Source organism: Microcoleus sp. S13_C3 (assembly GCF_036700905.1).
GTDB lineage: Bacteria > Cyanobacteriota > Cyanobacteriia > Cyanobacteriales > Microcoleaceae > Microcoleus.
Genome location: NZ_JAUBPT010000189.1, coordinates 1 through 14517, shown reverse-complemented (window position 1 = coordinate 14517; position 14517 = coordinate 1). Strand labels below are relative to the sequence as shown.

12 protein-coding genes and 1 pseudogene are annotated in these 14517 nt (G+C 46.8%); 10 read left to right on the top strand and 3 right to left on the bottom strand.

The window, feature by feature from the left end:
* Positions 1–40 precede the first annotated feature (40 nt).
* The gene (locus QUA16_RS32050) at positions 41–214 is read right to left on the bottom strand and encodes a hypothetical protein (RefSeq protein WP_333108386.1); all 174 of its coding nucleotides are present in this window, start codon (positions 212–214) and stop codon (positions 41–43) included.
* Positions 215–403: 189 nt separating this feature from the next.
* Between QUA16_RS32050 and QUA16_RS32045 the strand changes: the two genes are divergently transcribed.
* The 3 genes from QUA16_RS32045 to QUA16_RS32035 all read left to right on the top strand — a co-directional run bounded on the left by QUA16_RS32045 (position 404) and on the right by QUA16_RS32035 (position 3166).
* Complete coding sequence (locus QUA16_RS32045; RefSeq protein ID WP_333108384.1) at positions 404–610, top strand: hypothetical protein; 207 nt, start codon at positions 404–406, stop codon at positions 608–610.
* A 154-nt stretch (positions 611–764) separates the two neighbouring features.
* Positions 765–2408 (top strand): WD40 domain-containing protein, encoded by a 1644-nt coding sequence (locus tag QUA16_RS32040; RefSeq protein ID WP_333108382.1) that lies wholly within the window; start codon positions 765–767, stop codon positions 2406–2408.
* Between the two features lie 113 nt (positions 2409–2521).
* The gene (locus tag QUA16_RS32035) at positions 2522–3166 is read left to right on the top strand and encodes a Uma2 family endonuclease (RefSeq protein ID WP_333052734.1); all 645 of its coding nucleotides are present in this window, start codon (positions 2522–2524) and stop codon (positions 3164–3166) included.
* Positions 3167–3239: 73 nt separating this feature from the next.
* Here the strand turns inward: QUA16_RS32035 and QUA16_RS32030 are convergent, their stop codons facing one another.
* A complete protein-coding gene (locus QUA16_RS32030; RefSeq protein WP_333108381.1) occupies positions 3240–3437 on the bottom strand; it encodes a helix-turn-helix transcriptional regulator in 198 nt (65 codons plus the stop codon).
* A 536-nt stretch (positions 3438–3973) separates the two neighbouring features.
* Here QUA16_RS32030 and QUA16_RS32025 point away from each other — a divergent pair.
* From QUA16_RS32025 to QUA16_RS32005, 5 genes and pseudogenes are all read left to right on the top strand, one after another.
* On the top strand, positions 3974–4201 hold the full coding sequence (locus tag QUA16_RS32025) for a hypothetical protein (protein WP_333108380.1): 228 nt from the start codon (positions 3974–3976) through the stop codon (positions 4199–4201).
* A 434-nt stretch (positions 4202–4635) separates the two neighbouring features.
* Positions 4636–5691: pseudogene (locus QUA16_RS32020) on the top strand (ABC transporter ATP-binding protein); the annotation flags it as partial.
* A gap of 2368 nt (positions 5692–8059) precedes the next feature.
* On the top strand, positions 8060–8851 hold the full coding sequence (locus tag QUA16_RS32015) for an ABC transporter permease (RefSeq protein ID WP_333108379.1): 792 nt from the start codon (positions 8060–8062) through the stop codon (positions 8849–8851).
* Between the two features lie 182 nt (positions 8852–9033).
* Entirely contained in the window at positions 9034–9936 is a 903-nt protein-coding gene (locus tag QUA16_RS32010; protein ID WP_333108377.1) for an Rpn family recombination-promoting nuclease/putative transposase, read from the top strand.
* Positions 9937–9960: 24 nt separating this feature from the next.
* Complete coding sequence (locus tag QUA16_RS32005; protein WP_333108376.1) at positions 9961–11967, top strand: Gldg family protein; 2007 nt, start codon at positions 9961–9963, stop codon at positions 11965–11967.
* A gap of 141 nt (positions 11968–12108) precedes the next feature.
* On the opposite strand, the gene QUA16_RS32000 is transcribed toward QUA16_RS32005, so the two are convergent.
* The gene (locus QUA16_RS32000; protein ID WP_333108375.1) at positions 12109–12366 is read right to left on the bottom strand and encodes a hypothetical protein; all 258 of its coding nucleotides are present in this window, start codon (positions 12364–12366) and stop codon (positions 12109–12111) included.
* 26 nt (positions 12367–12392) lie between these two features.
* On the opposite strand from QUA16_RS32000, the gene QUA16_RS31995 reads away from it, so the two are divergent.
* Positions 12393–13031, top strand: coding sequence for a DUF4340 domain-containing protein (locus QUA16_RS31995; RefSeq protein WP_333108374.1), 639 nt, complete (start codon positions 12393–12395; stop codon positions 13029–13031).
* 255 nt (positions 13032–13286) lie between these two features.
* Complete coding sequence (locus tag QUA16_RS31990; RefSeq protein WP_333108373.1) at positions 13287–14417, top strand: ABC transporter ATP-binding protein; 1131 nt, start codon at positions 13287–13289, stop codon at positions 14415–14417.
* The last annotated feature ends 100 nt before the right edge of the window (positions 14418–14517 follow it).

Genomic DNA, 14517 nt, shown 5'->3' with positions numbered 1-14517 from the left:
GTATTTTTACTTATTCATTCGGGCCTAGCAATGTACTATACTATGTAGTGTTATTGAAGTGCGGAGTGTGGGTTAAATCTTCAGACTGATTGTAATACACGGATTCGGCGCGGGGTTCTGTAGCCTCAGCGTTTTTCCATGCTTGCTTGGCTTGGGCTATTTGATCTCGGAGATTTTCCTCTGTTAACTCTTTGTCCCAGTTTCTAAATACCATGTATTTCTTGCCATCGGTTTTGTTAAGTTTGGATACTTGATTATTGCTGCATGGGATTGTGTTAAGCGGACTGTGAAGGACATGATACTTAATAATGGGTTACTACTTAGGAAATAAGTACATAGGAGGAAGAAACTAACTTTTATGTGTGCTATTTCTGGTAAGGGTAAATGTTTAGGATAAATTTTTATGCAACAACAGCCGATCGCCAGAAAGCATCTTATTTGGAGCCTCATCACTGGTTTAGCAGTCGGGGCGATCGCAGGCATACCCCTCGGCTGGATGGCTAATGGGTATTATTCCGATCACCGTTTGGCTCAAATTCGGATTTGCCGAGACAAGAATAGAGATCAACCAGTGGCTATTGTTGAGGCTAGGTGCGGTGTCAGATTCTAAATTTTTCTGCTAGCCAGAGGGCGGTGTCAAATATTGTGAGGCTTGTGCGAATGTCGAAAGTTCGATCGCGCAGGCATTTTCGCGTTGTAAATATGCCACAAACCGGATAACTTTTCCGTCAGTTGATATGTGGGTATGTTAAATTGACAAAATAATGAATTACAGCAGAACTATTCCGGCTATTTTGAGTGCTACGATCGCCCTGAGTTCGATCGCCCTCATCCCACTGACATCACCTCAAATCGCCCTCGCATTAACCCCCGACAAAGTTAAAACCGTTGCCCAACAAATTACTGTTCGCATCCAGGGGGCAAAAGGCGGTTCAGGAGTAATTTTAGAGAAGCAGGGCAGCACATACTATATTCTCACAAACTGGCACGTTGTCGATAAAGCTGGCGATTACGAGGTCGTAACTCCCGACGGCAAAGCTCACTCTGTATACTATAGCCTCGTGCGGCGAATGCCCGGTGCGGATTTGGCGATCGTACCTTTCAGCAGCACTCAAAGCTATCCCCTGGCTCAATTAGCCAATTCCGCAGCAACTAAGGGAAACAAGGCTTATGTGGCGGGCTGGCCGATATCCGGCGGTTCTCTGAGACAGCCGATTTTCCTCGCTACGGAAGGTCAGCTTACCGGCCGCCAAACTCCCTGGAACGGTTATACTTTGGTATACAACAACTTAGTGAGAGCGGGCATGAGTGGGGGCCCGGTGCTCGACGATGCGGGGCGAGTTGTCGCAATTAACGGCATTGTCAGGTTAGAGGAAAACTCCGATAAAATCGTGGCGGCGGGAATAGAAATTAATACTTTCATGAAATGGCGATCGACTATTTCCCTGCCAGTAGTTCCCCAATCTCCTACGGCCGGAAACCCGAAAACTCCGGCGAATAATGCGCCCCGCACGCCCGCAAGTGCGATCGCCTTTGCTGCCACAAATACCCTCAAAGGGCCTTCGGAAGTTGTCAGTTCCCTTGCCCTAGCTTCAACTTATTTTGCCACAGGAAATAGCAACGGCACTATCTCAGTTTGGAATTTTCCCAGCGGGCAATTAAAAACTACCCTGCAAGGTCACACGGAAGCCGTAAACGCACTAGCAGCCAGTGCGGATGGCAAGGTGTTAGCTAGCGGCAGCGACGACAAAACTGTGAAAATTTGGAATTTAGAAACTGGCGCGGTTGTACGCACTTTGAGCGGGCATTCCAATGCTGTTTCGAGCGTTGCCGTTAGTCCTGATGGTCAATTTGTCGCCAGCGGCAGTTGGGACAAAACGATTAAGATTTGGAACGCTAAAACGGGGGAGTTGCTGCAGACTTTGACAGGGCATTCTGGGTTGGTGAATGCTGTGGCAATTAGTCCCGACAACAAAACTTTAGCGAGTGGCAGCAAAGACGGTTCAATTAGGTTGTGGAATTTAGCTAGCGGTCAAGCAATTCGCACGATTAGCGGCAAAAACTTGTCTGTTTTGTCCCTAGCTTTTACTCCCGACGGCAAAAGTTTAGCTGCGGGAAACAGCAATGGCACTGTTGGGTTGTGGAATGCCGGAAACGGCCAGTTAATTCGGCGTTTGAGCGGGCATACTGACGGCGTTTGGTCGGTGGCATTCAGTCGGGATGGCACTACTCTGGTTACTGGGAGTTGGGATAAGAGTGTGAGACTTTGGGATGTGCGATCGGGGGAATTGAGAGGTAATTTGAGCGGTCATTCTGGCTATGTTAGTGCTGTGGCTATTAGCAGCGACGGTAAGACTATTGTTAGTGCGGGTTGGTTGGGGGAAATTAAGATTTGGAAAAGGAGTTGAGATTTTTTTGATTTAACCGCAGAGGGCGCAGAGGGCGCAGAGGAAGAGTAGAGAGAACAGGGTTTGCATTTGATTGAGTGGTGTTATACGATCGAGATATTTGGGATAAACAAATGAGTGGACTAAAGACTAAATTGCCAACTGATATCTGGGTGGTAGCAACCTGGGAAGAATTCATCGCGATGGCAGATGACCCAGCTTACAGTAAAGCAAAATGCTATTACCGCAATGGACAAATGAGGATTGAAACTATGTCAGTAGGACCTGATCATTCACGAGATAATGCGATCGCACTTTTCGCAATTAATCTATTTTGTACTATCAAAGGTATTTCTCTTAACGGATTGGATAACTGTAGCTACCGGAAAACAGGAGTGCGAGAGTGTCAACCGGATGTATCATACTATATTGGAGAAAGAGCGCAATTAGCACCGAGGGGAAGTTCGATCGCAAGTCTTGACGTTACCCCACCGCCAGATTTGGTCATAGAAGTGGCTGACTCTACTTTGGCTGATGATATTGGTGAAAAACGGTTGCTTTACGAAGAGTTAAAAGTCGCTGAATATTGGGTAGTGGACGTGCAGAAATCTCAAATTATTGCCTTTGCTATTATTGCTGATAATGGCAGTCGGCGGCTTGTGCGATCGGAAGTTTTGCCGGGATTAACTATTGCTGTGTTGGAAGAGGCTTTGCGCCGGAGTCGCACTGAAGATCAAGCACAGGTAGGGGCTTGGTTGTTGGCTCAATTTCAGCAGTAATCCAAATAGAAAGCGATCGCCCTCTCTGCAAAAAAGCGCGATTGTCCAACCTACTCGATCTTAACTCCCCAAGCTACACTACTAAATCTTCGATCAAGAATTTCAATAAGTCGCACAGGGCTTTCATCTGTGCTGGGTATAGCTTGGGGACGTGTCTGTCGGTTTCCCAGTTGATAACTGTGGATTCCACCACATTACACGCTCTTGCCACTTGTATTCTAGTCAAACCTAGACTTTCACGTCTTTCTCTTAGCTTTTGCCCCAGCGTCATTATCTATCCCGTACTTAGTTCAGTTTATTCTATTTATTCAGTTGACTATATGTAGTTGGTGTCACAAACTAGAGATAGACACAAAGTCTAACAAAAGTCAAAAGCCAGTCCGCGCCCTCGACAAGCATTGAACTGGCTTTGGCTGCTACACAAAACTTGGCTAAACTTATTTAAGTCTCACCATTCAATCAGGATTGCTCCTGAAGGGTCTGCTTCCTGTTTCACCCAAGGGAGTCGGCTCGCAACTTGTCCACAGGCGTTAATTCGGGTGTAGCCCACCCTAATTGAGTTAATTTTAGTTGAAGCTTTTAGCCATGAGTAATCCACTATTTTCAACCAATTTAACGAAACGCGGACTCCCGTTCGACCTTGTAACAGGCTGGTCAGTTTTGACATGCGCTGTGGTTTACAAACCAGATAATTAAGCCTTTTTTAGGCATTGGTGTAATCATACCGCCCACAATGTTAATCAGTCAAGTTAAGTATGACTAAGTTTAGTAAAATTTTTGGCGATGCAAGTCCAACTCCAACACTGAATGGAGACAAACTTAATTAGGCCCTACAAACCGCGCCTCAACAAGTGGTTGGTTGTTCGCCTGCTTCCCAATATGCAGCGAATCACTGTGGCCCACTTCTTCAGGCATTCCGATGCTGACGGCTATCTGCGGATCGTCCGGCAGTTAATCCCCAAGGCTCAATTTGTGATTGTTTTTAATGCCGATATCAACCTAGAAACAGCGCCTAACAACATCGAAGGCAGCTAGTTGAGGGTTCGGTTAGGCACGGACTCTACTGGTAGGGTGCGTCGGTTGGTAGCGATTCGATGTACATCGGCTAATCATTTCCGCGCTTCGCACCCTACTACCTAGCATTTTGGGCGTTGCTGATTTACGGTATGAAAGGCTAAATATGCAAATCATAGAAACCAGTATTCACAACGCTTCGGGATTTTCAACTGATTTTTTTCATACCCTGATTAAGCAACGCCGCATTTTGCTTCAAAGTCCGATCGACACTTATGATAGATTTGGTTCTTGCCAGACTACACTGGGAAACAAAATCAAATTAGCATTTGAGCCATAAATTCGATCGATCCGCTGTGCTGGGGGGACTCTCCACTTCGTGGAACAGGCGTCCCGCCTGTGGTTGGCAAAGTAAATCTCAACTCTCAAACCTAAAATCGCGTCACTTCTGACAAATGATTGAAGTAGAACACTTAAGCAAAACTTACGGTTCGACCGCAGCGATCGCGGACGTGTCCTTCTCGGTCGAATCAGGAGAAATTCTCGGGTTTTTGGGGCCAAACGGCGCTGGCAAAACCACAACGATGCGGATTTTGTCGGGATATTTGCCGGCATCCAGCGGTACGGCCCGCATCGCCGGCCTCGACGTTCACGAAAACTCGATGGCAGTCAGACAGCGCATCGGCTATCTGCCGGAAAACCCGCCACTGTATCCAGAAATGAGTGTGGAAGGGTTTCTGTTTTTTGTGGCCAGGATTAAGCAAGTGCCTGCAGGCGATCGCGCGCGACGAGTTACCTCCGCGATCGAACGCTGCGGGCTGGTTGATAAACGCAAAGTTTTAATCCGCAAGCTTTCTAAAGGATTTCGGCAGCGCGTCGGTATCGCACAGGCGATCGTCCACGATCCCCCGGTCATTATCTTAGACGAACCAACCGTCGGCCTCGACCCCCGACAAATCATCGAAGTCCGCAATTTAATCAAAAGTCTTGGCGGCCAGCACACAATCATTCTTTCCACGCACATTCTGCCGGAAGTCAGCATGACTTGCAACCGCGTCACCATCATCAATCGCGGAAAAATCGTCGCTGCGGGTACTCCCGAAAATTTGATGGGAGAGTTGGCTGTCGGAGAGGGTTACGAACTCGAAGTTGAAGGCGAGGCGGATTTGGTAAACAGTCTGCTGTTGCCTTCTTTGGAAAATTTGCCGGGAGTTCGATCGATCGAATTGATTCCAAGCCAGCAATTTTTAGTGAATCGCTGCCGCCTGCGGGCCTTGTGCGAACCGGAAAGAGAACCCGGACGAGAAATTGCTACAGCTATCGTCGCCTCTGGATTTGGACTGTGCGAAATGCGCCGCTCTCGCGCTACTCTGGAAGATGTGTTTTTAAGGCTGACAGCGGCTGAAAAGAAACCGGAAGAAAATCTGGTTCACAGCGAACCGGAGGTCGATCGAAATCTGCAAGAAGCGGCAGAAATTCAAGACTCGATCGCCGATTCTCATCAATCGGAATCACAACCGACGATCATCCCGGACAATCTGCCCGTTTCAAATAAACCAGAGTCTCTCTATGATTCTCATTCAGCATCGGAACCAGTTGCAGAAACTGAAGAGTTGCTTTCTGATTCTCATTCAGCATCGGAACCGGTTGCAGAAACCGTAGAGCCGATAGAACTTTCTCCACCAGAATTAGAATCAGTTGCAGAAACCGCAGATTTGAGTGAACATCCTCAACCAGAATTAGAACCAGTTGCAGAAACCGTAGATTTGAGTGAACATCCTCAACCAGAATTAGAATCAGTTGCAGAAACCGCAGAGTTGATTGAACATCCTCAACCAGAATCAGAACCAGTTGCAGAAACCGTAGATTTGAGTGAAGCGAAGCATCTCAGTTTGGGTGTCACAGGAACCCGAGGATCTGACTCGCTACAGATATCTAAACAAGCAAGCAGGATGCTCACTTTTGTAAAAAATGTTTTTTATAAAAGTGAGAGACTCCCGATAGAACCTTCTCCACCGGCACCAGTTGTCGAAAATGTAGAAGTTTCAGAAACCGTAGAGTCGCTCGACTATTCTCAACCAGAATCCGAACCAGTTGTCGAAAGACAAGAGCCGATCGAGCATCATCAACCAGAACCAGAACCAGTTGTCGAAACACCAGAGCTGATCGAGCATTCTCAACCAGAACCAGAACCAGTTGTCGAAACAGTACAGTCGATCGAGCATCATCAACCAGAACCGATTGTCGAAAATCTAGAAGTTTCAGAAACAGTAGAGTCGATCGAGCATCATCAACCAGAACCGATTGTCGAAAATCTGCTCATTCCAGAAACACCAGAGTCGATCGAGCATCATCAACCAGAACCGATTGTCGAAAATCTAGAAGTTTCACAAACAGTAGAGTCGATCGAGCATTCTCAACCAGAACCAGAACCAGTTGTCGAAACAGTAGAGTCGATCGAACATCCTCAACCAGAACCCGAACCAGTTGTCGAAAATCTGCAAGTTTCAGAAACAGTAGAGTCGATCGAGCATAATGAACCAGAACCGATTGTCCAAAGGCAAGAGTCGATCGACTATTCTCAACCCGAATCCGAACCAATTACAGAAACACCGGAGGAAATAAGCGATTTAGAATCTGAAATGCAACCAGTGGCAGATTTTCTGGAAACTGTAGAAAGGCAAGAGTCGATCGAGCATTCTCAACCAGAACCGATTGTCGAAAATCTGCTGATTGTCGAAACAGTAGAGTCGATCGAGCATTCTCAACCAGAACCGATTGTCGAAAATCTGCTGATTGTCGAAACAGTAGAGTCGATCGAGCATTCTCAACCAGAACCGATTGTCGAAAATCTACTGATTGTCGAAACAATAGAGTCGATCGAGAATCCTCAACCAGAACCGGTTGTCGAAAATCTACTTATTGTAGAAACAGTAGAGTCGATCGAGAATCCTCAGCCAGAACCGATTGTCGAAAATTTGCTCATTGTAGAAACAGTAGAGTCGATCGAGCATTCTCCACCAGAACCGGTTGTCGAAAATGTGCTCATTGTAGAAACAGTAGAGTCGATCGAGAATCCTCAACCAGAACCGGTTGTCGAAAATCTACTTATTGTAGAAACAGTAGAGTTGATCGAGAATCCTCAGCCAGAACCGGTTGTCGAAAATCTACTTATTGTAGAAACAGTAGAGTCGATCGAGAATCCTCAACCAGAACCGGTTGTCGAAAATCTACTTATTGTAGAAACAGTAGAGTCGATCGAGAATCCTCAGCCAGAACCGATTGTCGAAAATTTGCTCATTGTAGAAACAGTAGAGTCGATCGAGAATCCTCAACCAGAACCGATTGTCGAAAATCTACTTATTGTAGAAACAGTAGAGTCGATCGAGAATCCTCAACCAGAACCGATTGTCGAAAATCTACTCATTGTCGAAACAGTAGAGTCGATCGAGCATTCTCAACCAGAACCAGAACCGATTTTAGATGCACCAAAGTCGATCGAGCATTCTCCACCAGAACCAGAACCGATTGTAGATGCGCCAAAGTCGATCGAGCATTCTCCACCAGAACCAGAACCGATTGTAGATGCGCCAAAGTCGATCGAGCATTCTCCACCAGAACCAGAACCGATTGTAGATGCGCCAAAGTCGATCGAACATTCTCAACCAGACTCCCAACCCGTTGTAAAAAATCGGCCAATTAAAAAAAAGCCACAACCGAGTAGCGATTCTCGACCAGAACAGCCACCTGTTACCAAAAAGCGACAAATAGAAAGAAAAAAACAGGATAGCGACGGCAGCGAAACACCACCCGCAGGCGACTCAGAATGAACCAATTACCAATGGCCAATTACCCATTCCCAATTCCTAAAGGTTAGTAATGATTAGTAATATTATCGCAATTTACCGCAAAGAATTACAAAGCTATTTTGCATCGCCATTAGCCTATGCCATCGCTGCAGTCTTTTGGCTAATCACCGGCTACTTTTTAATAGCCATCCTCCTCGCCCCCGACGGGTTAATTCCCCAAATCGGCCAGCGAGACCAAATGGGAATTACCGAACCTCCGATCGACGTTGCTTACGAATTCCTGCAACTCTTTCTGCGAATCATGGGTTCCCTTTCCTTGTTCGTACTACCTGCACTCTCAATGGGACTTTACGCAGAAGAACGCAAACGCGGCACCTTAGAACTATTAGCCACATCGCCCTTAACAAACTGGGCAGTTGCTACCGGCAAACTCCTAGGAGTTTTAACATTTTATACCACAATGTTGCTGCCCCTGCTGTTTTGCGAGGCGATCGCCCTCAGTTCCTCAACCCCACCCGTACCCCCCGGAGTTCTTCTGCTAGGACACGGCGGCTTAATCTTACTAGCAGCAGGAGTATTGTCCCTCGGAATGTTTATTTCCTCCCTCACAGACAGCACAATTTTATCAGCCATCCTCACCTTCGCTCTAGTATTATTTCTCTGGGTGATCGATGCAGTCGCCGTCGGTATCGGTGGCCCCTTCGGAACAGCATTAGGACATTTGTCGCTCCTAACAAATTACACCAATCTTGTCAAGGGAGTTTTCGATACCAGCAGTTTAATTATGTTTGCAAGTTACATCATTTTAGGAGTATTTCTGACCGCACAATCCATCGATGCCTTGCGATATCAGCGTTCTTAAAAGCATCAGGCAAGGCTTCGGGGAATAAAGAGGAAAGATTGGGAAAGTAGGAGATTTGGAGAATTGCACATTAAAGGACACACCACCAATGCCCAATGCCCTGCGCGGGCCAATGCCCCATTCCCAATGCCCCATTCCCCATCCCCAATTAATGTTAGTTATTCCACTAATTTCTTGAAATAATGAGATTTATCAATCCCAAAATCGACTTTGCGTTCAAAAAAATATTCGGTTCCAGCGACAGCAAAGACATCCTGATTAATTTTTTAAACGCCATCCTTTATGAAGCACAGCCGGTCATCGAAGACTTAGAAATAATCGACTCCCCACCAGAACCTCAAACTCTCGCAACCCAAGACACACACCTAGATGTCAAAGCCATAATTAACGGCGGCAGAATCGCCCTAGTTGAACTTCAACTGATTAACGTGCCTTCCTTTGGGAACAGAGTTTTGTACAACGCTGCCAAAAGTTACAGCCAGCAATTAACAGGAAAAGAACGCTACGAAAGACTAAAAACAGTAATTTCATTGAAAATTGCCGATTTTGAAATGTTTGAAAATCAGCCGGAATTTATGTCGCGGTTTGTTTTCCAAGAAAAAGAGCAAAAGTTTGAGTGTCCAGATACTGCAATAGAATTAGTATTTATCGAACTGCCAAAATTTAGCAAGGGATTAGCAGAATTAGGAACAACCGCAGATCAATGGATTTACTTTCTCGAAAATACCAGCACTCTGGAGACAGTACCAGAAACACTCAGTGCAGTTCCCGAAATTCAGAAAGCTTTTAGAATTGCCAGGGAGGACAACTTCACTCAGGAAGAATTAAATGAATTGCACAAGCAAGAACTGTGGATTGAAGACCAGCAGATTGCCATAGAGATAGCAAGAGAACAGGTGACAAAAACCGCTCAACTCTCGTTAATATTGCGTCAGCTAGTGCGGCGTTTAGGCACAATACAACCGGAAACAGAAAACTGCATCCGTCAATTAGGCGTAGAGCAATTAGAAGAACTAGGAGATGCCGTGCTGGATTTCAACAAGCCGTCAGACTTAACAGCATGGTTGCAGGCTAATGCCATATAGAATAACATCCTCAAACCGTACCTTATGAAAATTAGCAAAACAAATTGGAAATACGTTTTTTTGCTGGGCCCCCTCCTCATCGCAGCGGGGGTAACAGCAGCACTTGTATCGGGAGCATGGGACCCACTGACAGTCGGTTTAGTTATTGCCGGAGCAGTGACGATCGCACTTTGGCTGCTATATTTGAGTTACGAACAAAGCTTTTGGGGGCGGCGTTCCACTCAAGCCAGCACCAACGCCCTGATTGCTACCCTGGCCGTCTTTGTGATTCTCGGAGTAATTAACTTCATAGCCGTTCGCTATCCCGTCCGCATCGACTTAACCGAAAGCCAACAATTTACCCTTGCCCCGCAGACTCAACAAATACTGCGAAATTTGCAACAAACAGTCAAAGTTTGGGTATTTGACCCCATCCAAAACCCCCAAATTAAAGAATTGCTGCAAAGCTACAAACGCGAGGGAGGCGAAAAGTTCCAATTCGAGTTTGTTGACCCGCAGACCCAACCGGGAAAAGCGCGGGAATTTAGCATTACCAGCATCGGGGAAGTTTACCTGCAATCCGGCGACAAAAAACAAGTTCTGCAAAAAGGCGGCACTGCTTTTGGTAGCGACCCAAATCAAGGGCTTTCAGAGATAAAACTTACCAATGGCTTAGAAGAAATCCTGAGCACTCGCGTTGCGACAGTTTACTTTTTGCAAGGCAAAGGAGCCCGCCCGCTACAGGAAGGTCAAGGCGGAATTCAGCAAGCTGAAAAAGCTTTGAAAGATAAATACTACAACGCCCAAACGCTGAATTTGACCGAACGCAAAGAAGTGCCAGAAGATGCAGATGCTTTAATCGTTCCCGGGCCGGACAAACCGTTTTCCGATACAGAAATTAAAGCACTAAGAGCTTATCTCGATCGCGGCGGCAGTTTATTGTTAATGGTAGACCCGGCAACTAATACGGGATTAGACAAATTGCTGCAAGAATGGGGCGTAAAATTAGACACCCGTTTGGCCATCGATGCTTCGGGCACTGGTCAAAGATTTGGCCTGGGCCCTACAGTGCCCACAGTCAGGCGCTACGGCGAACATCCGATTACTCAAAGTTTTGGCAACGGTATTTCATTTTATCCATTTGCGCGTGCTTTGGAAACCTCGCCAGTAGAAGGGATAGAGGAAAAACCGCTGATTTGGACGAGTCAGGAAAGTTGGGCCGAAAGCGATTTGACGACTAAGAAATTGGAGTTTGATCAAAAGACCGATCGACAAGGCCCGCTATTATTAGGTGTAGCTTTAGTTCGATCGTCCACTGACAGCACTCCCTTAAAGCCCTCACCTTCACCAACACCAACTTCGCCCTCGCCTTCACCCCAAGCATCACCGACAACATCGCCATCACCGACAACATCACCATCGCCGACAACATCACCATCGCCGACAACATCACCATCGCCGACAACATCACCATCACCGACAACATCACCATCACCGACAACATCACCATCACCGACAACATCACCATCGCCGACAACATCACCATCACCGACAACATCACCAACAGCTTCCCCAATCAGCTATTCGGTGATTGTCTCGCAAGAAGCTACGCCTCCAGCATTACCGACGACTTCGCCAACACCCACGGCCTCTCCCACAGCATCTCCAGAAAGTTCGCCAACACCCACAGCCTCTCCCACACCGACACCAGAAACATCTCCCACAGCATCTCCCACAACATCTCCCAGTCCAAAGTCAACTCCTTCTGCGCCATCAACTCCTAGAAAAACATCGCGAATGGTAGTAATTGGCACATCTCAATTTGTGACTAACGGTTGGTTTGACCAACAACTCAATAGCGACGTGTTTCTCAATTCAGTAAGTTGGTTGAGTAAACCAGACCAGCAAAGCTTTTCTATCAGTCCGAAAAAAGCTACCAACCGTCGCATTAACATGACGACCATCCAAGTAGGATTGCTGGTTTTAGCTTGGCTAATGTGGCCTTTACTCGGACTGGGAATTGGCGGCGCTATCTGGTGGAAGAGAAGATAAGTTAGTTGACTGTTGACTGTTGACTGTTGACAGTTGACTGTTGACTGTTGACTGTTGACAGTTGTCAGTTGACTGTTGACTGTTGTCAGTTGACTGTTGACAGTTGTCAGTTGACTGTTGACTGTTGTCAGTTGACAGTTGTCAGTTGTTATTAATAACAAACTCCCCAATGCCCAATGCCCTGCGCGGGCCAATGCCCAATGCCCAATGCCCAATGCCCAATGCCCAATGCCCTGCGCGGGCCAATGCCCAATTCCCAATTCCCAATGCCCAATTCCCAATTCCCAATGCCCAATGCCCAATCCCCAATGCCCAATGCCCAATGCCCAATCCCCAATGCCCAATGCCCTGCGCGGGCCAATGCCCAATCCCCAATGCCCTGCGCGGGCCAATGCCCAATCCCCAATGCCCAATTCTCAGTTATTATGAAATTGCAGAAAAATACATTAGTATTGATAGCCGTCGCGCTTAGCATGACTGGGTTGGTTGCTTTGTTCGAGATGCAAGTGTCTCCGAAACAGGAAGCCGCTAAGGAAGAAAAACAGAAAATTTTTGCTTTTAAGTCCGATCGCGTACAATTCTTTACAGTCAAAACTCCTGAAAAAATATTGACTTTTGAGCGAGTTTATGCTACAAAAGGAGGCAAGTCTAGTTGGGAAATGAAATTGCCCGTGCAAGCACACGCAAGTCAGGCATCGGTAGATTTTTTGCTAGACAGGCTGGCAACAGGAAAGAGCGATCGCACGATTAATATTACTGCGGCTCAACTGCCCGAATTCGGTCTCGACCAACCCCAAGCTACAGTCACAGTAAAACTGGACAACCAGGAAACTCACCGCCTAGTTTTAGGCAAAACAGACTTTAGCGGCCGCTTCTTGTACGCTCAAGCCAATCCGCCGGAAGCGCCCCCTCAAAATTCCGCCCAAAATTTGCCCGTGCTGCTAGTGCCTTTTGACTTTAAAAATGCCGTCCAGCGACCTTTGTCAGAGTGGAAAAAAGCAGAAGAACCCAAAACAGAGAAACCGCAAAAACCCTCTCCCACGCCAAGTCCTGAGAATAAATAGATGGCCGATCAATCGGAGATGTTGCACCATTCTCAATAAGGCTTTTATGAACAGGCAAGATGCCTGTTCCACAATAAAATTTACTCTTTGTGGAACAGGCATCTTGCCTGTTGCTGACAATGGTGCACTCTGAGATAGAATTTAAAGAAAAAATCCCAAAACCTGTTACATCCAACATTCCTCACCTAAAATACAGAAAAGTCTAAACTTAAACTGTATTTAAGTAGCGTGCATTACCCCCAGGAAAGGGCGAATATGTTTCAGACAGCACTCAACCAAGGTACGACAGCAACGGATACAGCGCTTGACGTTGAACTCCGCAAGGTCTTTAAGGTATTTAACGGGGAAACCGCAGTACGCGGAGTAGACCTCAACATCCGCCAAGGAGAATTTTTTAGCATCCTCGGGCCTAGCGGCTGCGGCAAGACTACGACGCTGCGGTTAATCGCTGGGTTCGAGACTCCCTCGGCGGGCGAATTGATGATTCGCGGCCAGTCGATGACCAACACTCCAGCTTACCGCCGTCCGGTAAATACTGTGTTTCAAAGCTATGCTTTGTTCGGACACATGGATGTCTGGGACAATATCGCTTTTGGATTGCGGATCAAAAAGCTGGGGAAAACAGAAATTGAAGAACGGGTACGGGAAGTTTTGCAATTGGTGAAAATGGAATCTTTCGCCAACAGGTTTCCCGGTCAAATGTCGGGCGGCCAGCAGCAGCGGGTGGCTTTGGCGAGAGCTCTGGTAAATCGACCGGCGGTTCTGCTGCTGGACGAACCTCTGGGTGCTCTGGATTTGAAGTTGCGGAAGCAGATGCAGTTGGAACTGTCGAATTTGCATCAAGAATTGGGTTTGACTTTTGTGATGGTGACTCACGACCAAGAAGAGGCGATGAGTCTGTCTGACCGGATTGCGGTGATGCACGAGGGCAGGATTGAGCAAATTGGCTCTCCTGAAGAAATTTATGAGTGTCCGCAGACGGCTTTTGTGGCGGATTTTATTGGCGATACGAATTTGTTTGCGGGTACGGTAGAATCGATCGACCGATCGACTATCACAGTTCGCACATCAGCCAATCTGAAAATAATCGTTCAGCAGTCGGATATGTGGAATGGTGTCACAGGCGACTCTGTTGTCGTCAGCGTCCGGCCGGAAAAAGTATATTTGAATCTCTACCAGCCGGAAGTGTCGGTCAACTGTTTTGAAGGGCGGCTCAAAAATACTATGTACATGGGTACGCACGTTCATTACGTCGTTGAGTTGGCGTCGGGCGATAAAATTACAGTGCGCCAGCCCAATACCGGCGGTTCTTTCCCAGACCCGCACACGCCGATTTACGCTTATTGGGGAACTACTGATTGTCTCGCTTTGACCGATCGGAATTAGTCAGTTGGCTGTTGGTAGTTGGTATTAGTCATTAGTCATTAGTCATTAGTCATTAGTCATTAGTCATTAGTCATTAGTCATTAGTCATTAGTCATTAGTC

Bases quoted from the DNA above. Each gene is read 5' to 3' on its own strand.
- QUA16_RS32040 (WP_333108382.1), top strand. From the start codon at position 765: ATGAATTACAGCAGAACTATTCCGGCTATTTTGAGTGCTACGATCGCC.
- QUA16_RS32050 (WP_333108386.1), bottom strand. From the start codon at position 214: ATGGTATTTAGAAACTGGGACAAAGAGTTAACAGAGGAAAATCTCCGA.
- QUA16_RS32045 (WP_333108384.1), top strand. From the start codon at position 404: ATGCAACAACAGCCGATCGCCAGAAAGCATCTTATTTGGAGCCTCATC.
- QUA16_RS32025 (WP_333108380.1), top strand. From the start codon at position 3,974: ATGGAGACAAACTTAATTAGGCCCTACAAACCGCGCCTCAACAAGTGG.
- QUA16_RS32005 (WP_333108376.1), top strand. From the start codon at position 9,961: ATGAAAATTAGCAAAACAAATTGGAAATACGTTTTTTTGCTGGGCCCC.
- QUA16_RS32010 (WP_333108377.1), top strand. From the start codon at position 9,034: ATGAGATTTATCAATCCCAAAATCGACTTTGCGTTCAAAAAAATATTC.
- QUA16_RS32015 (WP_333108379.1), top strand. From the start codon at position 8,060: ATGATTAGTAATATTATCGCAATTTACCGCAAAGAATTACAAAGCTAT.
- QUA16_RS31990 (WP_333108373.1), top strand. From the start codon at position 13,287: ATGTTTCAGACAGCACTCAACCAAGGTACGACAGCAACGGATACAGCG.
- QUA16_RS31995 (WP_333108374.1), top strand. From the start codon at position 12,393: ATGAAATTGCAGAAAAATACATTAGTATTGATAGCCGTCGCGCTTAGC.
- QUA16_RS32035 (WP_333052734.1), top strand. From the start codon at position 2,522: ATGAGTGGACTAAAGACTAAATTGCCAACTGATATCTGGGTGGTAGCA.
- QUA16_RS32030 (WP_333108381.1), bottom strand. From the start codon at position 3,437: ATGACGCTGGGGCAAAAGCTAAGAGAAAGACGTGAAAGTCTAGGTTTG.